This window comes from Microlunatus endophyticus (assembly GCF_014646195.1).
Lineage (GTDB): Bacteria > Actinomycetota > Actinomycetes > Propionibacteriales > Propionibacteriaceae > Microlunatus > Microlunatus endophyticus.
On the sequence record NZ_BMMZ01000006.1, the window covers coordinates 135,315 to 157,845 of the forward strand.

Consider the following 22,531-nt stretch of genomic DNA (forward strand, 5'->3'; position numbering starts at 1 on the left):
GGCCGAAGTCGACCGGCAGTCGACCGGAAGTCGAACACCCGAAGCGTCAGACGCGGCTCGGATCAGCGTCCGCCGGAGATGTTCCGGTTCCGCTGGTTCGAGCCCGCCTCACCGTACGGATAGGGCTCGGCGGGCGGGATGCTCGCCTCGGACAGGGTGTCCAGCTCCTCCGCGGTCAGCACGAGGTCGGCGGCGCCGAGGTTGTCGTTGAGCTGCTCGACGCTGCGGGCCCCCAGCAGCACGCTGGTCACGGCCGGCTGGGCGGCCAGCCAGGCCAGCGAGACCTGGGACTGCGAGACACCACGGTCCTCGGCCACCTTGGCGACGGCGTCGATCACCTGCCAGGTGTGCGGGTTGGAGTTGCGCGCCTCCCACGCCTCCTGACCGCGGGTGGGATTCTCGCCGAGCCGGGTGGCGCCGGTCGGGAACACATCGCGCTGGTACTTGCCCGACAACCAGCCACCGGCCAGCGGCGACCATGGCAGCAGTCCGATGTTGGCGTCCAGCGCGGCCGGCACGATCTCGTGCTCGATACCGCGCACCAGCAGGCTGTACTGCGGCTGCAGGGTCACCGGCGGCGCGTACCCGTTCGCCTTGGCGATCTGGACCGCCTTGGTCAGCTGCCAACCGAGGTAGTTGGAGAAGCCGTAGTAGGCGATCTTGCCGGCCCGTACGGCGTCGTCCAGGAAGCGCAGCGTCTCTTCCAGCGGGGTGACGGCGTCCCAGGCGTGCATCTGGTAGAGATCGATCCGGTCCACGCCCAGCCGGCGCAGCGAGTTGTCCAGCGCATCGCCGAGATGCCGCCGGGACAGCCCGAGATCGTTCGGCCCGGGCCCCATCGGGAAACGGCCCTTGGTGGCGACCACGGCCTGCCGGGCCTCGGTCGCACGAGCCTTCAGCCACCGGCCGACGATCGCCTCGGAGATGCCGCCGCTGTAGACGTCTGCGGTGTCGATGAAGGTGCCGCCGGCAGCGAAGAACGCGTCCAGGATCGCGTACGACGTTGGCTCGTCGGCCTCGCTCCCGAAGGTCATGGCGCCGATCGCCTGGGCGGAGACGATCGCCCCGCTGCCGCCGAGTGTCCGATATTGCATGTCAATCCTCATTCCCTTGGCTTACTGGTGTCCTACGTGCAGTCGCGCCTCGGGCTCACGGGAGCTTTCTAGCAGGTAGCCGGCGGAAGCGGCCGCCGGGGCTACTGTGGAAGCGCTCACAGCCGCGACTCAGGGACACCAAGCACTCTTGTGCGTGCTGGCAACAGAACACGGGTTCAATCGTGTCGGGAATGTGTGTCGGGAATGTGTGTCAGGAATGCGTCTCGGGAATTGATGGGAGGGCCCATGAGGGTTCTGGTGGTGGAGGACGAGAAGAAGCTCGCCGAGTCGCTGCGGGTCGGGCTGCGCCAGGAGGGCTTCGTCGTCGACGTCTGCAACGACGGTGTGAGCGGTCTGTGGTCGGCGACCGAGAACGCGTACGACGCCATCGTGCTGGACATCATGCTGCCCCGGCTCAACGGCTATGACGTCCTCAAGGAGATCCGCCGTCGCCGGGTCTGGACACCGGTGCTGATGCTGACCGCCAAGGATGGCGACTACGACCAGACCGACGCCTTCGATCTCGGTGCCGACGACTACCTGACCAAGCCGTTCAGCTTCATCGTGCTGGTCGCCCGGTTGCGGGCGCTGATCCGGCGCGGCACCCCGGAGCGGCCCAACGTCGTCACCGTCGGCACTCTGCGGCTCGACCCGGCGAAACGTCGGGTGCATCGTGGCGAGCACGAGATCACCCTGACCGCCCGCGAGTACGGCCTACTCTCCTATCTGATGCGGCACGCCGGAGACATCGTCACCAAGGGCGAGATCCTGGACAACGTCTGGGATTCCTCCTTCGAGGGCAGCGAAAACGTCGTCGAGGTCTACATCAGCTATCTGCGCAAGAAGATCGACATCCCCTTCGGCCTGCATACGCTGCTGACCGTCCGCGGGATGGGCTATCGCCTGACGCCGGACCAGTCCGGCGACGATCTGCCGTCCCGGTTGGCGGGCTCAGGGGTCGGCCGGGCCTGATCACCCGGTTCATGATCAACCGGTTCATGATCGACTTCAGGGTGATCATCGTCATCCTGATCGTCGATCTTGATCTGGTCGGTGCTGATGGGTAGTTCGATCACGAAGCGGCACCAGCCCTGATCTGTCTCAGCTGCGCTGATCCGACCGTCATGGGCCGCCATGATCGCGCTGCTGATGGCCAGTCCGAGTCCACTGCCGCCGCTGTCCCGGGAGCGGTCGTCGTCGAGGCGTACGAAGCGCTCGAAGATCCGCTGCCGATCGGCCTCGGGGATCACGAGCCCGTCGTTGTCGATCAGGATCCGGGCCAGGCCGTCCTCGGCGGTCAGGGTGATCGCCACCTGACCACGGCTGTGCAGACGCGCGTTGTCGACCACGTTGCGGATCACCTGCGCGAGCCGATCCGGGTCGCCCACCGCGCGCACCGGCTGGATCCTGGCCCGGACGCGTACCCGTGAGGCTGCCCGCAGCCGCCGGATCTCGTTCTGCAGCAGGTCGTCGAGATCGACCTCCTCGCGCCGCAGCATCAGCCCGTTGGCGTCCACCTTGGCCAGCGTCAGCAGGTCGTCCACCAGCGACTGCATCCGGCTGACCTCCGAATCGATCAGGTCCCCCATCTCCAGCCAGGTCTTGCCGGTCGGGTCCTTCGAGGCGATCTCGGAGGTGACCATCAGAGTCGACAGCGGGCTGCGCAACTCATGGCTGGCGTCGGAGACGAACGCCTTCTGGGCCCGGTCCGAGGCCTGCAACCGGTCCAGCATCGAATTCATCGTCCGGGCCAGGTGCTCGATCTCGTCTGCGGTTCTCGGCACCTCGATGCGCTCGTCCAGACTGCGGCCACCGATCCGCGAGACCTGGGTGGTGATCCGGTCGACCGTCCGCAGGGACCGGCCGACCAGCACCCAGGTGGCGATCGCGACCACGCCGAGCAGCAGCGGACCGCCGCCGAGCAGGAACCAGCCGACCGTGCGGATGGTGTCGGCCTGGATCTGGACCGGGCGGCCGATCTGGACGATCAGATTCCTACCGTGGGCGCTGAACCCGTACCCGACCACCAGCACATCGTCATCGGAGTCAAGAGCCGGGATCTCGGGCACCCGGCGGCTGATCGACTGCCCCGTCGCGGGCAACAGCCCCGGTGCCATCGGCACGGTCAACCGGGTGTCGGAGGACTGCACGACCGTGCCGTTCGGGGTGAGCAATTGGATCCGCTCGCCGTGCTCGAGGTCGGCGGTGACCTCGAGGTCGGTCCGGTCCAGCCCGCTCTGCTGGACCAACAGCGCGACATCGCGCGCCCGCTCGTCCAGCGACACCTGGGTGGTGTTGATCAGCGCGGACTGCAGCAGCACCAGCAACAGCCCGCCACCGGCCAGCAGTGCCGCGCCAACCACCAGCACGGCGCTGACCACCGAGCTCCGCCTCAGACCCATGGGTCCAGTCTGGACCCTCGATCCAGGGATCGACCTGCGTCCACGCTTACGCTTGCCCTGTGCAGATCGCGATCCTCGGCCCGCTGGAGGTCAGTCTGGGCGGCCGGAAGGTCGCGCTGGCCGGCGCCCGGTTGCGTACGCTGCTGGTCCGGCTGGCCGTCGACGCACCCAAGCCGGTGCCGGTCGGCGAGCTGATCGACGCGGTGTGGGACGACGAGCCGCCCGCCGACGCCGCCAATGCGCTGCAGTCCCTGGTGTCGCGGCTGCGTCGCGCCTTCGCCGAGCCGGCCCTGATCACGGCCGAGCCTGCGGGCTACCGGCTGGACGTCGATCGCAGCGCGATCGACCTGCATCGATTCGCCGAACTGGCCGGCCAGGCCGTACGGCTGCAACGCCAGGCCAGGCCGGAGGACGCGCTGGAGGCCTGCACGGCTGCGCTGGAGCTGTGGCGCGGCGAACCGCTCACCGACGCCGGGGACGCCGAATACGTCCACCCGATCGTCACCGCCTGCCTGAACTACCGTCTGGAGGTGGTCAGCACCCGGATCGACGCACTGCTCGATCTCGGTCGCGGTGCGGAGGTGATCGGTGAACTGGACGAACTGATCGACAGCCATCCGCTGCGGGAGCGCTTCGTTGCCCAGCAGCTCCGGGCGCTGGCAGCGACCGGCCGCGTCAACGAGGCGTTGGCGGCCTACGAGAAGTGCCGACGACGGTTGGCCGACGAGTTGGGCTCCGATCCCGGCCCTGAGTTGCAGCAGTTGCATCTGGCGTTGTTACGTGGCGAACTGCCGGTCATTGCCGCACGTCCGTCGCCACCGGCCAAACCCGAGCCGCGCACGAATCTGCGCCCCGGCCTGACCAGCTTCATCGGTCGCGAGCCGGAACTCGCCCGAATCGCCGAATCCCTGGAGTCGGCCCGGCTCGTGACGATCGTCGGCCCGGGCGGTGCCGGGAAAACCCGGATCGCCACCGAGTCCGCGCTGCAGTGGATGCGCGATCACGATCAGCCTTCCTGGGTGGTCGAACTCGCCCCGATCGGCGCGCCGGAGAACATCCCGGGCGCATTACTGGGCGCACTCGGCCTCGGTGACCCGTCGCTGCGGGAGCGCAGCGAGCGCACCGGGACCGACGAACTGCAGCGTCTGCTCGACCATCTCAGCACCACCCAGTGCCTGCTGGTGATCGACAACTGCGAGCATCTGATCGACGGAGTGGCCCGGCTGGTCGAAGAACTGCTGGTCGCGGCACCGGGTGTCCGGGTGCTGGCGACCAGCCGCGAGCCGCTCGCGCTCACTGCCGAGACGCTCTGTCCGCTGCCACCGCTGCGACTGCCGCCGGAGGAGATCGACATCGATCAGGCAACCCGATATGCAGCGGTACGGTTGTGGGTCGACCGGGCGTCGGCGATCGTGGGCGGCTACCGGCTCAGCGAGGCGGATCTTCCTGCCGTCATGGACATCCTGCGGCGGTTGGACGGGCTGCCGCTGGCGATCGAACTGGCCGCGGCTCGACTGCGGGTGCTTCCAGTCACCGAGATCGCCCGGCTGTTGTCGGACCGCTTCCGGCTGCTGACGGGTGGGAATCGTACGAGTCTGCCCCGGCACCGGACGCTACGCGCGGTCGTCGAGTGGAGCTGGGATCTGCTGTCCGACACCGAACGGCTGCTCGCCGAGCGCCTGGCGATCTTCCCGGCCGGGACCGGCATCGAGGCCGCGACGGCGATCTGTGCCGACCAGCGGTTGAAGGCCGACGAGATCGGCGATCTGATGATCAACCTGGCCGACAAGTCGCTGCTGGAGCCCTCCGGTGGCGCTCCGGTCAGATTCCGGATGCTGGAGACGATCCGGGAGTACGGCGCCGAGCGCCTGGCCGAGCGGGGCGAGCTGGCCGCGGCCCGTGCCCGGCACGCGGACCACTTCTACGATCTGGTGCTCGAACTCGAGCCACAGCTGCGCGACCACCGGCAACGCGCCGCGCGCGAGATCATGGATGCCGAGCGCGGAAATGTCCTTGCTGCATTGCGGTTCCTGATCGACGGCGCCGACCCGCACCGGGCGCTGATCATGGTCCTCGCACTGTACTGGCAGTACCAGATCCGTGATCAGGAGACCGAGCTCGGCTACTGGCTCGGCGAGGTGATCGCCGCCAACGAGGGCCAGAACGAGCCGTTGCTCGTCTACGCCGAGGCGATTTACAGGATGTCCAACCGGGAGCTGCTGGAATTCGATTCGGGGCAGGCCCGGGCAGTGATGGCCGACCTGATCGAGCGGATGCGTCGGGCGCCGGAGCCGCCGTTCGCGGGGTTGATCGTGCTCCGGGAGCAGCTGCCGATCTATCTGGGCGCCGAGCGCGGCGTCTCGATGGCGCAACTGGTGGAACGGGCCGACGATGTCGAGGACCCGTGGGTCCGGGGAGCCATCTACGCCGCCGCCTCCTGGATGGCGGAGAATCTCGGCCACAGGGAGCAGATGGCCCGATTCACCGATGCCGCCTACGACGCGTTCACCCGGACCGGCGATGTCTGGGGCCTGTCTGCGGTGCTCGGCCAGCGCGCTCAGCTGCTCACCCTCGACGGCGAGACCGACAAGGCCGTCGAGGCACTCCATGAGGTCCTCAAACTGGCCCCCGAGATCGGATCGGGCGACGATGTCCTGCTCACCCACCTCAGGCTGGCCGCGCTCGAGCTGCGTCGAGACCGGACGGCAGCGGCCCGCGAGCAGGTGCGGCGGATGCGGGAGTCCAACCACAACTCCGCGATGGAGCGGGAACGGGAGCTGCTCTGCCGTTCGGTGGAGGCCGCCGTGCTGGTGGCCGAGGGACGCACGGCCGAGGCGTCGGACTTCGTTGCCACCATGCGCGCCCTGATCGACGACAGGCTGCTGACGAACCGGTTCTCTGCCCATGCGTCGTCGATGGCGCTGGCCAGCGGCGCCCACGTCGAGCTGGCGATCGATCGGCTCGAGCATCCCGGAGCCGGTCCGGTGAGCGACGACTCGCAGCTGCGGCCGCGGGTGCACCAGGCGATCGCAGATCTGCGCCGCGGATATGCCGCCGCGCTGGCGACCGAGGACGTCCCGATCCTGGCCGAATTCGCGGTCGCCACGGCAGCTGCCGCACAGGTGGTCGGTGACGGTGAGCGGGCCGCCCGGCTGTTGGGCGGCAGCGCGGGATTACTGGGAATCGACAGGCTGACCGACCCGCGTCAGATCGGGGTCGCCGAGCGGTTGCGGGCGGATCTCGGCGATGCGGCCTTCGACGAGCTTTTCGCCGCCGGACGAGCGCTGGATCGGGCCGAATTCGACGCGCTGATGGATCCAGCCCGCTTCGAGAGTCTCGATCGCGTCAAGGCTCCTTGAGACATCGAAGATCCACCAGACATCGAAGATCCCTGAGCTGGTCGAACCGGCGGCCCGTCGACCAGCTCAGGGATCGGATGTCGGCTAGACGCGCTTGCGGTAGGCGCGCACGGCCAGCGGTGCGAAGACCAGCAGCAGCACGGCCATCCAAGCCAGGGTCCAGAGCACGTCGGTCCCCCAGGCGCCGCCGGTGAACAGCGCCCGGATCGCGCCGACCAGGTGGCTGAGCGGATTGACCTTGACGAAGTCCTGCAGCCAGCCCGGCATCGTGTTGGTCGGGACGAAGACGTTGCTGCCGAAGCTCAGCGGCATCACGATCAGCATGGTGATGCCGGTGACCGCCCCGGAGGTCCGAGCCTTCATGCCGATGAAGACCGACACCCAGACGAAGCACAGGGCGAAGCCGAGCGCCAGCCCGATCCCGCCGAGCGCGGCACCGACTGAGGTGTGGATCCGAAATCCCATGATCATCCCGACTCCGAGGGTGATGATCAACAGGATCAGGTAGCGGACGACGTCGGCCATCACGGCGCCGACCAGCGGCGCGGACCGTCCGATCGGCAGTGCCCGGAACCGGTCGAACACGCCCTTCTCGATGTCGCTGTTGAGGTTGGAGCCCAGGCTGATGCTGGCCATCGCGATCGTCTGGCCGACGATGCCCGGCAGCAGGAACTGCAGGTAACCGGTCTGAGATCCATGAGCGATCGCGCCGCCGAAGATGTAGGTGAACAGGCCGAGGAAGATCACCGGCTGGATGGTCACGTCGACCAGCGCCTCCGGTGTTCGCATGGTCTTGATCAGGCTGCGCTTGGCGAGCACGAAGCAGTGTGTCAGGTACTTGACGACTGCGGGCCGTTCGCCCTGCCGCTGCAGGTCGACAGCCGACGTCGTCGGATCAGGTGCGGTGATGATGCTCATGCCGCGACCTCCTCATCATCGGTCGCCTTGCCGGTGAGGGTCAGGAAAACCTCGTCCAGCGTCGGCAGGTGCAGGGAAAGTTCCGTGACGCCGATCCCGGCGTCGGCCAGCTGGCCGACGACGACCGGCAGGACGGTCTCGTCGGTGACCGGAACGGTCAGGGTGTTGCGTCCGGTGGCCTCCGGCTCACCGGTGCCGATCCGGGTCAGCAGGGTCGCGACGCGGCCGAGCTGCTCGGGGTCGGTCGGCCGGACCTTGATCCGGTGGCCGCCGATCACGCGCTTCAGGCCGTCGGCGGTGTCGTTGGCGATCACCCGGCCGTGGTCGATGACGGTGATCTTGTCCGCCAGTGCGTCGGCCTCCTCCAGGTATTGGGTGGTCAGCAGCACGGTCGAGCCCTCGGTCACGAGGTTGCGGACGACGTCCCACATGTCCTCGCGCTTGGCCGGGTCCAGCCCGGTGGTCGGCTCGTCCAGGAAGATCACGCTGGGCCGGCCGACCAGGCTCGCGGCCAGGTCGAGCCGGCGCCGCATGCCGCCGGAGTACTTCTTCGCGGGTCGGCCGGCGGCCTCGGTCAGGTCGAACCAGGCCAGCAGTTCCTTAGCCCGGACTCTGGCCTGGGCGCCGCTGAGGTTGAGCAGTTGGCCGATCATGACCAGGTTCTCGGTGCCGGTGAGATCCTCGTCGACCGAGGCGTACTGGCCGGTCAGGCCGACGGTCTCGCGGACCTTCTGGGGTTGTTTGGCAACGTCGTAGCCGGCAATGGTGGCCGTGCCCGAGTCGGCTTGCAGCAGGGTGGCCAGGACGCGTACGGCGGTGGTCTTGCCGGCGCCGTTCGGGCCCAGCACGCCGAGCACGGTGCCCTGCTCGGCGTACAGATCGACGCCGTCCAGGGCTTGCGTGGTGCCGAATCGCTTCCGCAGTCCGGCGGCCTCGATAGTGGCTGTCATGGAGTGCTCCTCGTCAGAGATGCCGGGCAGGTTGTTGCCCGACGACTCCGAGGATGCGCGCATCCGCTGTTACGGCGCGCACACGCCGCTGACAGCTCCTGTCGGCCCCGATCAGCTCTTGACGGCTCCCGTCAGGCCATCTCAGGCATAGGCAGTGGCAGCCGTGCAGATCCGCTCGATGACGGCGTCCTCCTCCGGGTCAACGGCCTTGCGGCCCGGATCCGCGTCGTACCACTCGATGATCTGGCGGGCACCCTCGGTGAAGTCGATCACCGGGGCGAAGTCCGGCACCACCGAGCGCACCTTGGAGTTGTCGAAGATCATCGAGTACGCCTTGTCGCCGACGATCCCGGGGCCCCAGGCCGGGTGCAGTGCCGCGATCGCGTCGGAGGCGATGTGCACCAGCCGCGGCTCGACGCCGGCGGCGCGGCCCAGCGTCAGGTAGATGTCGTTCCAAGCCAGCGGATCCTCGTTGGTGGTGTGGAAGGCCTGCCCGTACGCCTCCGGGTTGGCCAGCAGCCCGACCACGGCCACCGCGTGATCATCGGTGTGGGTCAGGGTCCAGAGCGAGGTTCCGTCGCCGTGCACGAAGACCGGCAGTCCACGACGCATCCGGTCGACGACGGTCCAGCCGCCGGTGATCGGTAGCGAGGTGCGGTCGTAGGTGTGCGACGGCCGGATGATCGTCCAGTTCAGCCCTTCGCTGGACCGGACCAGCTCCTCACAGGCGATCTTGTCCCGGGAGTACTGCCAGAACGGGTTGTCCAGCGGAGTCTCCTCGGTCACCGGGACCTTGGCCGGCGGCTTCTGGTAGGCCGAGGCCGAGCTGATGAAGACGTACTGGCCGGTCCGGCCGGTGAAGAGGTCCAGGTCGGTCTGGACGTGTTCGGGCAGGAAAGCGACGAAATCGGCGACGGCGTCGAATTCGCGGTTGCCCAGCACGGAGCGTACGGATTCGGGATCGCGGATGTCGGCCGTCAGCACCTCGGTCGACTCGGGCAGCGTCCGCAGCGACGAGCGCCCGCGGTTGAGCACGGTGACGTCGTGCCCGAGGGCGGTCGCCCGGTGGACGGCAGCCGCACTGATGATCCCGGTACCGCCGATGAACAAGAAGTTCGCCATGGTTCGCCTCTCTGCAACCGATCCGATCGTCAGATCCGTGATCAACCTACGCCGTGGGTCAGCGGCCGCCGGCTCCGGGCCGTTCCTCGGGACGCGGATCCCGGTCCGCACCGGGCAGCAGGTCCGGGCGGCGCTCCCGGGTGATGCGTTCGGCCTGTTCACGGCGCCACGCGGCGATCCTGGCGTGATGGCCGGAGAAGAGGATCTCGGGCACATCGAGCTCGCGCCAGCTGGGCGGTTTGGTGTAGAGCGGGTACTCCAGGAGCTGATCATGACCGGCGGCGTGCGACTCCTCGGCCAGCGACTCCGGGTTGCCGATCACTCCGGGCAGCAGCCGGACGACCGCCTCGATGATCACCAGGGCGGCGACCTCGCCGCCGTTGAGGACGTAGTCGCCGATGCTCACCTCGTCGGTCCGCATCCGGCGCGACGCGTCCACCGCGACCCGGGCGTCGATGCCCTCGTAGCGACCACAGGCGAAGATCAAGTGATCTTCGCCTGCCAACTCGTCGGCCAGCCGCTGGGTGAACGGACGTCCGGCCGGTGTCATGATCAACAGCCGGCCCGGATGATCACCCGCCTTCTGGTCGATCGGAGCGATCTCGTCCAGGGCCTCGCCCCACGGCTCCGGTCTCATCACCATGCCGGCCCCGCCGCCGTACGGGGTGTCGTCGACGGTCCGGTGACGGTCGTGGGTCCAGCGCCGCAGGTCGTGCACGCCGAGGTCGACGATCCCGTTCTCGATGGCCTTGCCGACCAAGGAAAGCCGCAGTGGCTGGAGGTACTCGGGGAAGATCGAGACAACGTCGATCTTCATGACGCTGCGCCGTCCTGATCCTGGGCCTGGTCGCGATCCGCAGTCTGGTCCTCGAGGTCCTCGAGCAGGCCGGCTACTGGGGCCAGCACGATCCGGCCGACCCCAAGATCGACGGTCGGCACCAACTCGCTCACGAAGGGCACCAGTCGGGCCCCGGTGGGTGTGGAGATCTCCAGGACGTCCTGGGCCGGAAGGTGCATGACCGAGATCACCTGGCCGATCGGCTCATCCGACTCCCCGGTGCCGTCCTGGGTGTGCACGGCCAGCCCGACCAGTTGCCGGTCGTAGTACTCCTCATCGTCGGCAGGGCGCTCGTCCGCCGGAACTCGCGCGACCAGTCGGACGCGACGGGCCGCCTCGGCAGCGTTGCGGTCGCCGATCTCGGCGAAGATGACCAGCCACCGTCCCTGGTGTTCCCGGGTCCGGACAACAGTAAAGGTGCCGCTCCCTCCGTCACGATCTGACGGGTCGGGGTGCAGCACCTCTCCGGGCGCGAACCGACGTTCCGGTTCGTCGGTCCGCAGGTCCACCACCACCTCACCGCGGACCCCGTGGGCGCGAACAATCACGCCCACGGTGATCTCGGTGAACATCGGGTGACCTTGTGAAACAGGGATCTCTTGTCTCAGTGCCGGCGGGAACGACCGCCACGGCCACCGCCGCGACCGCCACGCTGCTCCAGATCGACGAAGTCGATCCGGACCTGGTCCCGGCCCGACAGCGCACCGACGACGGTCCGCAGGGCGGAGGCGGTCCGGCCGTTCCGGCCGATCACCTTTCCGATGTCGGACGGATGCACGCGCACCTCGAGCAGCCGGCCACGGCGCAGTTCCTTGTCCCGGACGTGGACATCGTCAGGATGGGTGACGATGCCGCGGACCAGGTGATCCAGCGCGTCGGCGAGCATGCTCAGGCCTCGGCGTTCTCGTCGGCAGCGGCCTCGGTCGATGCGGCGTCGGAGGACTCACCCTCGGTCGACTCCTCCTTGTCGGAGGCCTTCTCCCGGGTGATGGCGGCCGAAACCGGCTCGCTGCCCTTCTCGGCCAGCGCGGCGTTGAATGCGGCCAGCTTGTCCTTCTTCTCCGGCTGCGGCGCGATGCCCGACGGGCTGGCGTCGCCGGAGAACTTCTGCCAGTCACCGGTCCGCTTGAACAGCGCGACGACGGCCTCGGTCGGCTGGGCGCCGACGGACAGCCAGTACTGGGCCCGCTCGGAATCGACCTGGATGATCGACGGGTCGTTCTTGGGGTGGTACTGGCCGATCTCCTCGATCGCCCGACCGTCTCGCTTGGTCCGGGAATCGGCGACGACGATGCGGTAGTGCGGCGTCCGGATCTTGCCCAGACGCTTCAGACGAATCTTGACAGCCACGGTGGGTGGATACTCCTGTACGGATACTGGTTCCGGGTTGTTTCCCGGCCAGGGAACGGGTGAATCACCAGCTCCGGCGTGGGGCACCGGGCGGAAACTCGGGTGGACGGCGCACGCTGGTGATGAGAGGGCACCAAAGCGCGCTGACGCGCCCTACATTCTGCCAGATCAGGCCGCCGGACCCCTAACTGAGCGACTCATTGCCGATCGGACTGTCCACCGGCAGTCTCCACCAGGCTGCCACGCAGGATCACGTGGCGTGGGCGGGCCAGGATCCGCAGGTCGGATCTGGGATCCTCGTCGAACACCACCAGGTCGGCTTCCGCGCCCTCGGACAATGCGTCCGGACGGCCGAGCCAGCTCCGGGCCTGCCAGCAGGCGGCACCCAGTGCGTAGTCGGCGCCGAAGAGCTCGGCCAGCATGATGACCTCGTCCCCGATCCGGCCGTGCGGCTGGTAACCGCCCGCGTCGGTCCCGGCGTAGATCGGCACCCCAGCGTCGTACGCGTCCCGGAACCGTTCCAGTCGGGAGGCGTAGAGCGCCCGCATGTGTGCGGCGTAGGTCGGGAACTTGGCCTCGCCCTGGGCGGCGAACGTCTCGAAATTCTCCAACTGGATCATGGTCGGCACTAGCGCCACCTGCCGTTCGGCCATCAGCGCGATGGTCGATCCGGTGATGCCGGTGCCGTGTTCGATGCCGTCGATTCCGGCCTCGACCAATTCGGCCGCGGCCTGTTCGCCGAAGACGTGCGCGGTGACCCGCAACCCCAGCTCGTGGGCACGGTCGATGGCCGGCTTGACCACCTCGGCCGGCCAGAGCGGAGCCAGGTCCCCGACCCCGCGGTCGATCCAGTCACCGACCAGCTTGATCCAGCCGTCAGACCCCGGCACCTGCGCCTCGACCGCGGCGATCAGGTCTTCGGGCTCGACCTCATCGGCATAGTTGCGGATGTATCGCTTGGGCCGGGCGATGTGGTGACCGGCACGGATCAGCTTGGGCAGGTCGGCCCGGTCGTCCATCCAGCGCGTGTCGGTCGGCGATCCCGGGCTGCGCAGCAGCAGTGCGCCGGCGGCCCGATCGGCCAGCGCGTGCTGCTCGGCGATCTCGTCGGAGACCGGCCCGTGCGCCTCCAGGCCGACATGGCAGTGGGCGTCGACCAGGCCCGGCAGGATGTAGCCGCCCTCCAGGTCGACGGCATCGCGTACGGGCTCGGTGCGGACCAGACCGTCGGCGAGCCAGAGCTCCCGCCGTTCCCCATCGGGGAGTACGGCGCCGGTCAGGTGCAGTCGTTGGGATCCGAGGGTTGCCACGACGGGCATTCTGCCGGGTGGACGGCCGGGGCACCGATCGCCGGGCCGCTCAGCCTCGCCCGCTGAGCGGCCTACGCTGCGACACTGGAACCGTGACGACCTCCCCTTCACCCGGTACGCCTGAGCTTGTGGGCCGGCTGGCGCAGTGGGCAGCCGCGACCGATTGGGTCGGGTGGCTGGAGCTCGGCGGCTCCCTCGGACGCGGTGCCGGCGATGAACTGTCCGACATCGACGCCGGCATGGGATTGACGATCGAGGACGTTGAGGGGAAGCTCGACGCGATCGAGGAGAATGTGACTCGGTTCGGACCGGTCGCGGGAACGCTGCGACAGCACTTCGGGCCGGACACGACGCATTTGATCGTCGTGTATCGGCATGGGCCGCAGTTGTCGCTGGTCGTCTCCCCGGCAAGCTCGCGGTCGGGTTTGCCACCCGAGGCTACGGCCCTCGTCGACAAGGTCGATCGCCTCGCGACCCCGATCGATCGCAGCCGCTGGGATCCGACCTCGGACACCCGCCGGGAGTGGACGTTCTTAGCCTGTATCACTGCCGGCGATGCCCTGAAACATGCCGGTCGCGGGCAGTTCTGGAGAGCGTTCGCAAGCCTGAGCACCGCGCGGGATCACTACCTGCAACTGCTGGCCGCCGATGAGCACGTGATCTTTCCGCAGTTCGGCGCTGTGAGTCTTGAGAATGCCGGCCTGCCTGTCCCGAGCCGGCTGGCAGACACCCTGATCGGGTCCGGCGACCTCGAGTCGTTCGGCCGCGCCGTACGGATTCTGGTTGATCTGCTTCAGCCGTACATCGGCGAACACGACCTTGATCAGCTCGTAACTGCGATCCGGCCGGCGATCCGGGATGGCCCATGAAGCTGATCATGGTGCCGCTGCCCGAATACACGGTTGTGTCCGAACCTGATCATCACACGATCGGACGATCGGTCGATGCCACGATCCGCGCGAACTTCCCGATGGCCAAGATCATCGCCCGCGGCGTCAGCGCCGACGATCACCCAGGTCTCGACGTCGACGGACTGATCAAGATCATCGAAGTCCTGGGCACAGATCGGTACGATCCGGATCGCACGGGCGACCGTTACGACAATGTCGAGGGAAAGCCCATCGATCTGTTCGGGTTCCGCCGCACGGTCACGGCGAGGATGCGGCTGTTCGATCAACTCAGTTGGGGCTTCTATCACGGCGCCATCGAAGCCCACGGGCACCCGACCCGGCTCGACATCGTGACGATCTACGACTCGGCGCACCTACGATCCGTCCTGCACCAGTACGAGGGTCGCGAAGACCGCAAGCGGGACGGGTTCCGATTCCGCGATCCCGACCACAAGGCAGCGGCGCTCCTCGGCGTGATCAAGCTTGGCCGCAGCTGACGCCCAGCCCAGGCTGCGACGGACTCCTTGTCGCCGCACGGCAACAGCGGCAGACTGAGGCCAGATGCAGTTGAACCTGATCCAACCTTCAGAGTGGAAAACAGGAGCTGTCGTGAGTCTGAACACAGACGTACCGTCCCGCCATCAGATCGAGCAGTTGCTCGCGGTCGAGTCATCACTGGCCGTGTCGATCTACGCGCCCAGCACGCCCATCGGCGCGCAGGTTGGTGCCAGTCGGCTCGAATTCAAGAACCTGGTGCAGGAGGCGCGCACACAACTCGAACAGTCTGGGGCTCCGTCGGATCAACTCGAGGCGATCACGGAAGAGCTGGACGACATTCTGGACGACGACGAGTTCTGGCGCGAACAATCGCGCAGCGTCGCGATCTTCGCCACGCCGGACCTGGTCCGCGCATACCGGCTGCCGAACCGGTTGCCCAGCGACGTCGAGGTCGGCGATCGGCTGTATATCAACCCGCTGCTCAGGGCGATCACCTTTCCCCAGGCCGGCTATGTCCTCGCTCTCGCTGCCGGCTCCGTACGGTTGATCGAATTCGTCGCCGACGGGCCGTCGCAGATCGTCAGCGTCCCCAACCTCCCGGAGAGTGCGCCGAGCGCGGCGGGCAAATCGTCCTTGTCGGATCGAGCGCCGATCCGCCGGATCCAGGGATCCGAAGGTCAGAAGCTGAGGTTGCTGCAGTACGCGAGGAAGATCGATCAGGCCCTGCGCCCTCTGCTCGCCGGACTTGACTTGCCGCTGGTGCTTGCTGCGGCAGAGCCGATCGCGTCGGTCTACCGGCATGTCAACAGCTACCCCCACCTGCTCGAAACCGGCATCCCTGGCAATCCCGAGCAGGTGCAGGACGAGAATCTCGTCGCCTCTGCCCGCACCATCGTCGATGATCACTATCGTCACGATGTTCGTGAACTGAACGAGCGGATCGGCGATCTTGCTGACAGCGGCCGTTCTTCGACGGACCTGGCGACGTTGGCGTACGCAGCGACCCAAGGATTGGTGGACACGATGCTGGTCGACTTCGAGCGCCGACTACCCGGCGTCGTCGGCGACGACGGCCGCGTCGTACTCGCCGAGGACGATGATCATCGGTCGTACGGCGTCGCCGACGAGATCGCACGACGCGTGCTCCGCACAGGAGGCACCGTCCTAGCTGTCCGCGGCGACGAGATCGCCGGCGGCCAGCCGGCGGCGGGCATCCTGCGATACCCGATCCTGGCAGACAACACCGGAGTCGAGCCGTCAGCGATGTGAGTGCTCGCCTGCATGCCGGATCCCGATCACGACCATGATCATGTTCCGGTTCAATACTCGATCAGTCGCCGGCTCGATACGGCGCACCGTCGTCAGGTGAGGAGTGGTCCGGCGCGGTGGCGGATGTTCAGGATCGGCTTCTGCTCCGGATCGATGATCTTCGGCGGCCGCCACCACACCCTGCCAGCCTGGTACTCGGCCGACCAGCCATGCCGAGCGAACCGGGCATGATGAAACCCGCAGAGCAGAGCCAAATTCGGTAGGTCGGTCGGACCACCGTTGGCCCAGTCGACGATGTGATGGCGTTGGCACCATTTCGGCGACTTGTCACAGCCCGGGAACGTGCACCCACCATCCCGCGCGGCCAGAGCAAGAGTCTGCGCATACGACGCCAGCCGGCGGGTCCGACCCAGGGAGAGAACTTCCCGGGTCTGCTTGTGAAACACCGTGCGGACGATCTCGGCCTCATCCGCCAGACCACGCACCACATCCATCGGCAAGCGGTCGCCGGTCTCGGTCACACCCGCACCCGTACCGGCAACGAACTCGTCCTCCTCGGCGAGCAGGATCAACGTCGCCGGCGTCCCACCATGAGCTGGTAACTCCCCCGCCCGAAGGCTGCGATCCATCACCGTCTCGAGCGCATCGTGCATGCGCTGCCCGCGGTCCCGACAGTCCTGCTCGACCAGATGCCCAGACTCATTAGTGACCGGTTGAGGCTTGGACAACGGATCCAACACCGCCAACACTTTCGCCCCGGCTTCAGCGGTCAGCCGACCCTCGACCCGATACATGCCCTTATGCATGCCCCGGTCGATCGGACGGACCTCCAACCCCCGCACCGCATCCTGCGCCGGACGGTCATCCACCATCCCGTCCGGACACAACCAGGCCGCCACCCGATCCAACACCTGCATCAACTGCCGGCCACCAAACACCCGCGCCTGAGCTGCCAACAGTTCCTCGGCTTCGGCCAGAGTCTCAGCAGTGACGTTGTTGCCGTCGACCGGGAGTAGCTTCTCCCACTCGACCAAGGCCTTGGTCACCAACCACACCCGGTCCGCAGAAATCTCACCGGAGGCGATCGCCTCCCCCAGGACCGGGAACCGGGCCGGCACCCGTTGCCCGTCCGTGCCGACCGTCGGGGCGAACAGACCGGCCGCCTGCACCCGGGCCCGCGCCTGCCCGACCGGAACCCCCACCAAAGCGGCCAGAAACGCCTGCGGACTCGCGAACAAACCGAGCGGCCCATCCACCCGACACCCGGCCGCTTCCATCAAATTCAGCAACACCTGATCCGGAACCTGCAACCGATTCCGACATCGCTCCAACTCCCGCACCCAGCCGATCAACAAGTCCCCGTCGGCCAAGCCGAGCCCCGGATCGCCAGCCAACGACGCCAGATCATCCAGATCCGCCGACAACCGGCCCACCGCGCCAGCAAACCGATCCACCACCGACACCGGAGACACAGACGCCCCGCCACAGCCCGGACCCGAATCGGAGCGAGGACCGGAATCGGGAACCGGGTCGTAATCGGGGTCAGACTCGAACCAGCCGCCAAGATCTTCATCGTCAACGTCCACCGGCCATGGATCCTCAGGATCCGGAACCGTCGGCTCCAACTCCTCCGGCTCCCTCGCGAACAGGGCATCCAGCTCACCCGGAAGCCACTCCGGCCCCGACAACGACTGATACCCCATAACGACAGATTCTATTCGATCCCCCGTACGAATGCAACACCCGAAATCTCCGGAATCCCTTACATACAAGAGAAAATCGGCAACCCCGGGCATGACCGACAGGTGTCCCCCACGACGCTACAACAAGCCTCCGACAGTTCCGGTAAGGCGCAGTAGAGCCTGCCTGGATCGGGTCCCCGGAGCCGGATCGCTCGTCAGGACCGACGGCGTGATCGGAGATCACCGGCCGACGGGCGGGCTTCGATAGATTTGCCCCACCATGACAGTTCCCACCGATAGCGTCGTACGAGTCCGTGTTGCCCCTTCCCCGACCGGCGATCCCCATGTCGGCACTGCCTACATGGCCTTGTTCAATCTCGCGTTCGCCCGACAGCAGGGCGGTCGCTTCGTGCTGCGACTCGAGGACACCGACCGGGTGCGCTATCGCGCCGACAGCGAGCCGCAGATCTATGACACTTTGCATTGGCTCGGACTCGATTGGGACGAGGGGCCGGACATCGGCGGACCGTACGCGCCGTATCGACAATCCGAGCGGCTGGACACCTACCGCCCCTATGTCGACCGGTTGCTCGCCGAGGGACATGCCTACTGCTGCTGGTGTTCGCAGGAACGACTGGCGCAGATGCGTACCGAGCAACAGAAGGCGAAGGTTCCGACCGGTTACGACCGGCTCTGCTACGGGCTGAGCCGCGACGAGCGTGCGAAGCTGCCGGGCTTCAACGAGACCCCGGTCGTACGGATGTTGATCCCGGACGACGTGCCGCTGACCTTCACCGACCTGATCCGCGGAGAGATCTCGGCGCCACGACCGGATGACCAGGTGATCCAGAAAGCCGATGGCTTCCCCACCTACCATCTGGCGGTGGTCGTTGATGATCATGAGATGGGCATCACCCATGTCGTGCGCGGGGAGGAGTGGATCAGCTCGACACCGAAGCACCTGCTGCTCTATTCCTGGCTCGGGATCGAGCCACCCCGGTTCGCGCATATGCCGCTGCTCCGCAATGCAGACCGCTCCAAGATCTCCAAGCGGAAGAATCCGGCGGCCCGGCTGACCTGGTTCCGCGAGCAGGGCTACCTTCCCGAGGCGCTGGTCAACTTCCTGGCACTGCTGGCCTACCCACCGGAGTCGGATGATCGCGAGGTCTTCGGCTTCGACGAGTTCTATCCGCGGTTCGACTGGTCCAAGATCAATCCGGCGGGACCGATCTTCGACCTGGACAAGCTCGGCTGGCTCAACGGTCACTACATCCGCAGCCTTGCAACAGAGGAGCTGACCAGTCGTATCATCGCCCAACTCCGCTACGACAAGATCCTGACAGCTGATCCCGACCAAGATCAGCTCGCCAGGATCACAGCGGTGACTCCCCTGGTCCAGGAGCGGATGCGATTGCTCACCGAGGCTGCAGACCTGCTGGGATTCCTGTTGATCGCCGACACTGAGCTGGTGATCGACGACGACGCGCGCAAGAGCCTCGGCACCGACAGCACGACCGTGCTCGACGTGGCGCTTCAGGCCTTGACAGCGCCACCGCAGTGGCAGACCGATGCGATCGAAGGTGCACTCAGGACTGCGCTCGTCGAGCAACTGGGGCTCAAGCCACGACTGGCATTCACCCCGCTGCGAGTCGCGGTTACCGGCAAGCGGATCTCACCACCACTCTTCGAGTCCATGGAGATCCTGGGCAGAGAGTCCACTCTGAGCCGGATCGCAGCACTCCGCCGGACGCTCTGACCGGGGGCCGAACCACCTACCGCTGGTCGAACATCTTCTTCAGCTCGGCGGGCAGCTCGAAGTCCTTGCCGTTCTGCTGGCCGTTGCCGGCCGGCACGCCAAAGGCCGATCCCGGCTCGTCCGCCGGGGCCTGCTGCTGACCGTTACGCTTGGCCGGGTTGCCGGAGACCTTCTTGCCCTTGGTCTTCTTCTTCTGCTGCTGCTTCGCGGCCTTGCGTACGGCTCCACCCAATCCGGGCATCGCCGGCATGCCGGGGAGATTCGGCATCTTGCCGCCGGCCATCGCGCTCATCATCTTGCGGGCGTCGAAGAACCGGTCCACCAGATTGTTGACCGCGGACACCTGGACGCCGGCGCCGTTGGCGATCCGCAGCCGTCGAGAGCCGTTGAGGATCTTGGGATCGTTGCGCTCGGCGGGCGTCATCGAGTGGATGATCGCCTCGATCCGGTCGATCTCCTTCTCGTCGATGTTGTTGATCTGATCCTTGAAATCGCCCATCCCGGGCAGCATCCCGAAGACCTTGGACAGCGGGCCCATCTTGCGAACCATCTGCATCTGCTGCAGGAAGTCGTCCAGGCCGAATTCTCCGCCGTCCTTGGAAGCCAGCTTGGCGGCCGCTTTCGCCGACTGCTCGGCATCGAAGGTCCGCTCGGCCTGCTCGATCAGGGTGAGGACATCGCCCATGCCGAGGATCCGGCTGGCCATCCGGTCGGGATGGAAGACGTCGAAATCGTTCAACTGCTCGCCGTTGGAGGCGAACATGATCGGCTTGCCGGTGACCCGGGCGATCGACAACGCAGCACCACCGCGGGCGTCGCCGTCGAGCTGGGTGAGCACGACGCCGTCGAAGCCGACGCCCTCGGCGAACGCGTTGGCCGTGTTGACCGCGTCCTGGCCGATCATCGCGTTGACGACGAAGAGCACCTCGTCGGGGTTGACCGCGTCACGGATGTCCGCCGCCTGTTGCATCAACTCCTGATCGATGCCCAACCGGCCGGCGGTGTCGACGATGACAACGTCGTACAGCTTCCGCTCGGCCTCGCCGATCGACGCCTTGGCGACGACCACCGGATCGCCGACGCCGTTGCCCGGTTCCGGGGCGAACGTGTGCACGCCCGCACGTTCACCGACGATCTGCAACTGGTTGACCGCGTTCGGACGCTGCAGATCGGCTGCCACGAGGAGCGGAGAATGGCCCTGCTCCTTCAGCCAGAAGGCCAGCTTGCCGGCCAGCGTCGTCTTGCCGGCACCCTGCAGGCCGGCCAGCATGATCACCGTCGGCGGCCGCTTGGCGAAGCGCAGCACCCGGGTCTCGCCACCCAGGATGCCGATCAGCTCTTCGTTGACGATCTTGATGATCTGCTGCGCGGGATTCAGCGCACCGGACAGCTCGGCACCCTTGGCGCGCTCGCGCACCGCGGAGATGAACTCGCGGACCACCTGCAGGTTGACATCGGCCTCCAGCAGCGCGACCCGGATCTCCCGGGCGGTCGCGTCGATGTCGGCGTCGGACAGCCGTCCCTTGCCGCGCAGGTTCTTGAAGGTCGCCGCAAGCCGGTCTTGCAGTGTGTCGAACATCAGCCCTCTTCATTCACAGCGATTGGTCGTCACCGGACCCGTACGAGCGGCAACGCCCATACCGCGTGCGGTCCGCGGACATCGAGCAAGCCTACCTGCCGACCCGTCAAGGGCCCTCAACTCGACGCATCGTCGCGCGGCCAGCACAATTGTGTCCATGCAACTCCCCCGCGACTTCGTCATCGGTACGGCGACCGCCTCGTACCAGATCGAGGGTGCCACCACCGAGGACGGCCGAGGTCCGAGCATCTGGGACACCTTCGCCGCCACCCCGGGTGCGATCGTCGACGGCAGCGACGGATCGGTGGCCGACGACCACTACCACCGCTACGCCGACGATGTCGCGCTGATGGCCGACCTGGGCGTGGACGCGTACCGGTTCTCGATCGCCTGGCCACGGATCCAGCCGGACGGCACCGGCAAGCCGCTGCAGGCCGGCATCGACTTCTATCGCCGGCTCGCCGAGACGCTCCTGGAGCGTGACATCACGCCGTGGGCGACGCTCTACCACTGGGATCTGCCCCAGGCGCTGGAGGACCAGGGCGGCTGGCTGAACCGGGACACCGCCGAGCGGTTCGCCGAATATTCGGCGCTCGTCCAGGACGGCCTGGGCGATCTGGTCACGAACTGGATCACCCTCAACGAGCCGTGGTGCTCGGCCTTCCTCGGCTACGCCTCCGGAGTGCACGCGCCGGGCAAGCAGTTGGGCAGCCGGGCTGCGTACGCAGCCCACCACCTTCTGCTCGGCCACGGCCTGGCGACCCAGGCCCTGCGCCGGGATGCCGACGCCACGGTCGGCATCACCCTCAACCTCTACTCGGTCAGGCCGGCCGGCGAGTCGCCCGAGGATGTCGACGCAGCACGCCGGATCGACGGCCTGGGCAACCGGTTCTTCCTCGAGCCGGTGCTGGCCGGCCGCTACCCGGCGGACGTGCTCGACGATCTCGGCGAGCAGCGGTGGTTCGCCGAGCGGGCCGACGACCTCACCACCATCAAGCAGCCGCTGGACTTCTTCGGCATCAACTACTACAGCCTCCACACCGTCGCCGCGGGCACGCCGACCGGCGACCAGGCGGCCGCGCCGACAGCCAACCCCGGCAGCGACGACGTGATCTTCGTCGACACCGGGGCACCGAAGACCGGCATGGGTTGGGAGATCCATCCCGACGGTCTGGTAGATGTCATCCGCCAGACCCACGCGTACGCACCCGAGCTGCCGATCTACATCACGGAGAACGGCTCGGCCTGGCCGGACGAGATCGTCGACGGAGCGGTCGCCGATCCTGACCGACAGCAGTATCTCGAAGATCATCTGGCCGCCTGCGAACAGGCCGTCGACGAGGGGCTGCCGCTGGCCGGCTACTTCGCCTGGTCGTTGTTGGACAATTACGAATGGGCATTCGGCTACAGCAGGCGCTTCGGGATCGTGTACGTCGACTACGAGACCCAGGTCCGTACGGTCAAGCAGAGCGGTCGCTGGCTGCAGCAGTTCCTTGCGGGCCGGAAAGGGTGAT

General features: G+C 67.1%; 19 protein-coding genes. 7 read left to right on the plus strand and 12 right to left on the minus strand.

Features of this window, described 5'->3' with window-relative positions:
• Positions 1–62 precede the first annotated feature (62 nt).
• Complete coding sequence (locus tag IEY07_RS13425) at positions 63–1,094, minus strand: aldo/keto reductase (protein WP_188895888.1); 1,032 nt, start codon at positions 1,092–1,094, stop codon at positions 63–65.
• Between the two features lie 246 nt (positions 1,095–1,340).
• Between IEY07_RS13425 and IEY07_RS13430 the strand changes: the two genes are divergently transcribed.
• Complete coding sequence (locus tag IEY07_RS13430) at positions 1,341–2,066, plus strand: response regulator transcription factor (protein ID WP_188895889.1); 726 nt, start codon at positions 1,341–1,343, stop codon at positions 2,064–2,066.
• Here the strand turns inward: IEY07_RS13430 and IEY07_RS13435 are convergent.
• The gene (locus IEY07_RS13435; RefSeq protein WP_188895890.1) at positions 1,991–3,496 is read right to left on the minus strand and encodes a sensor histidine kinase; all 1,506 of its coding nucleotides are present in this window, start codon (positions 3,494–3,496) and stop codon (positions 1,991–1,993) included. The two genes, IEY07_RS13430 and IEY07_RS13435, sit on opposite strands and share 76 nt — an antisense overlap.
• A 59-nt stretch (positions 3,497–3,555) precedes the next feature.
• On the opposite strand from IEY07_RS13435, the gene IEY07_RS13440 reads away from it, so the two are divergent.
• On the plus strand, positions 3,556–6,855 hold the full coding sequence (locus IEY07_RS13440) for an AfsR/SARP family transcriptional regulator (protein ID WP_188895891.1): 3,300 nt from the start codon (positions 3,556–3,558) through the stop codon (positions 6,853–6,855).
• An 84-nt stretch (positions 6,856–6,939) separates the two neighbouring features.
• Here IEY07_RS13440 and IEY07_RS13445 read toward each other — a convergent pair whose 3' ends face one another.
• From IEY07_RS13445 to IEY07_RS13480, 8 genes are all read right to left on the minus strand, one after another.
• Positions 6,940–7,773: an ABC transporter permease gene (locus tag IEY07_RS13445; RefSeq protein ID WP_188895892.1), complete on the minus strand. Its 834-nt coding sequence runs from the start codon at positions 7,771–7,773 to the stop codon at positions 6,940–6,942.
• The gene (locus IEY07_RS13450; protein ID WP_188895893.1) at positions 7,770–8,723 is read right to left on the minus strand and encodes an ATP-binding cassette domain-containing protein; all 954 of its coding nucleotides are present in this window, start codon (positions 8,721–8,723) and stop codon (positions 7,770–7,772) included. The genes IEY07_RS13445 and IEY07_RS13450 overlap by 4 nt, the downstream gene beginning before the upstream one ends.
• Before the next feature lie 141 nt (positions 8,724–8,864).
• Positions 8,865–9,845 carry an NAD-dependent epimerase/dehydratase family protein gene (locus IEY07_RS13455; RefSeq protein ID WP_188895894.1) on the minus strand — a complete coding sequence of 327 codons (981 nt, stop codon included), beginning with the start codon at positions 9,843–9,845 and terminating at the stop codon, positions 8,865–8,867.
• A 58-nt stretch (positions 9,846–9,903) separates the two neighbouring features.
• Positions 9,904–10,662 (minus strand): tRNA (guanosine(37)-N1)-methyltransferase TrmD, encoded by a 759-nt coding sequence (trmD, locus tag IEY07_RS13460; protein ID WP_188895895.1) that lies wholly within the window; start codon positions 10,660–10,662, stop codon positions 9,904–9,906.
• Positions 10,659–11,255 (minus strand): ribosome maturation factor RimM, encoded by a 597-nt coding sequence (rimM, locus tag IEY07_RS13465; protein WP_188895896.1) that lies wholly within the window; start codon positions 11,253–11,255, stop codon positions 10,659–10,661. Before rimM ends, trmD begins: the two co-directional genes overlap by 4 nt.
• Positions 11,256–11,287: 32 nt before the next feature.
• Positions 11,288–11,569, minus strand: coding sequence for an RNA-binding protein (locus IEY07_RS13470; protein ID WP_188895897.1), 282 nt, complete (start codon positions 11,567–11,569; stop codon positions 11,288–11,290).
• 2 nt (positions 11,570–11,571) lie between these two features.
• Complete coding sequence (gene rpsP / locus IEY07_RS13475; RefSeq protein ID WP_188895898.1) at positions 11,572–12,033, minus strand: 30S ribosomal protein S16; 462 nt, start codon at positions 12,031–12,033, stop codon at positions 11,572–11,574.
• Between the two features lie 197 nt (positions 12,034–12,230).
• Positions 12,231–13,352 carry an amidohydrolase family protein gene (locus tag IEY07_RS13480; RefSeq protein WP_188895899.1) on the minus strand — a complete coding sequence of 374 codons (1,122 nt, stop codon included), beginning with the start codon at positions 13,350–13,352 and terminating at the stop codon, positions 12,231–12,233.
• An 83-nt stretch (positions 13,353–13,435) separates the two neighbouring features.
• Here IEY07_RS13480 and IEY07_RS13485 point away from each other — a divergent pair, with 83 nt between their 5' ends.
• From IEY07_RS13485 to IEY07_RS13495, 3 genes are all read left to right on the plus strand, one after another.
• Positions 13,436–14,212 (plus strand): hypothetical protein, encoded by a 777-nt coding sequence (locus tag IEY07_RS13485; protein WP_188895900.1) that lies wholly within the window; start codon positions 13,436–13,438, stop codon positions 14,210–14,212.
• Positions 14,209–14,730: a hypothetical protein gene (locus IEY07_RS13490; RefSeq protein WP_188895901.1), complete on the plus strand. Its 522-nt coding sequence runs from the start codon at positions 14,209–14,211 to the stop codon at positions 14,728–14,730. The genes IEY07_RS13485 and IEY07_RS13490 overlap by 4 nt, the downstream gene beginning before the upstream one ends.
• Positions 14,731–14,842: 112 nt before the next feature.
• The gene (locus tag IEY07_RS13495; RefSeq protein ID WP_229670080.1) at positions 14,843–16,000 is read left to right on the plus strand and encodes a baeRF11 domain-containing protein; all 1,158 of its coding nucleotides are present in this window, start codon (positions 14,843–14,845) and stop codon (positions 15,998–16,000) included.
• Positions 16,001–16,092: 92 nt separating this feature from the next.
• Here IEY07_RS13495 and IEY07_RS13500 read toward each other — a convergent pair whose 3' ends face one another.
• Complete coding sequence (locus tag IEY07_RS13500) at positions 16,093–17,703, minus strand: HNH endonuclease signature motif containing protein (protein WP_188895903.1); 1,611 nt, start codon at positions 17,701–17,703, stop codon at positions 16,093–16,095.
• Between the two features lie 340 nt (positions 17,704–18,043).
• On the opposite strand from IEY07_RS13500, the gene gltX reads away from it, so the two are divergent.
• Positions 18,044–19,438: a glutamate--tRNA ligase gene (gene gltX / locus IEY07_RS13505; RefSeq protein WP_229670117.1), complete on the plus strand. Its 1,395-nt coding sequence runs from the start codon at positions 18,044–18,046 to the stop codon at positions 19,436–19,438.
• 16 nt (positions 19,439–19,454) lie between these two features.
• Here the strand turns inward: gltX and ffh are convergent, their stop codons facing one another.
• Positions 19,455–21,017, minus strand: a complete 1,563-nt coding sequence (gene ffh, locus IEY07_RS13510) for a signal recognition particle protein (RefSeq protein WP_188895905.1) — start codon at positions 21,015–21,017, stop codon at positions 19,455–19,457.
• A gap of 157 nt (positions 21,018–21,174) precedes the next feature.
• Here ffh and IEY07_RS13515 point away from each other — a divergent pair, with 157 nt between their 5' ends.
• The gene (locus IEY07_RS13515; RefSeq protein WP_188895906.1) at positions 21,175–22,530 is read left to right on the plus strand and encodes a GH1 family beta-glucosidase; all 1,356 of its coding nucleotides are present in this window, start codon (positions 21,175–21,177) and stop codon (positions 22,528–22,530) included.
• The last annotated feature ends 1 nt before the right edge of the window (position 22,531 follow it).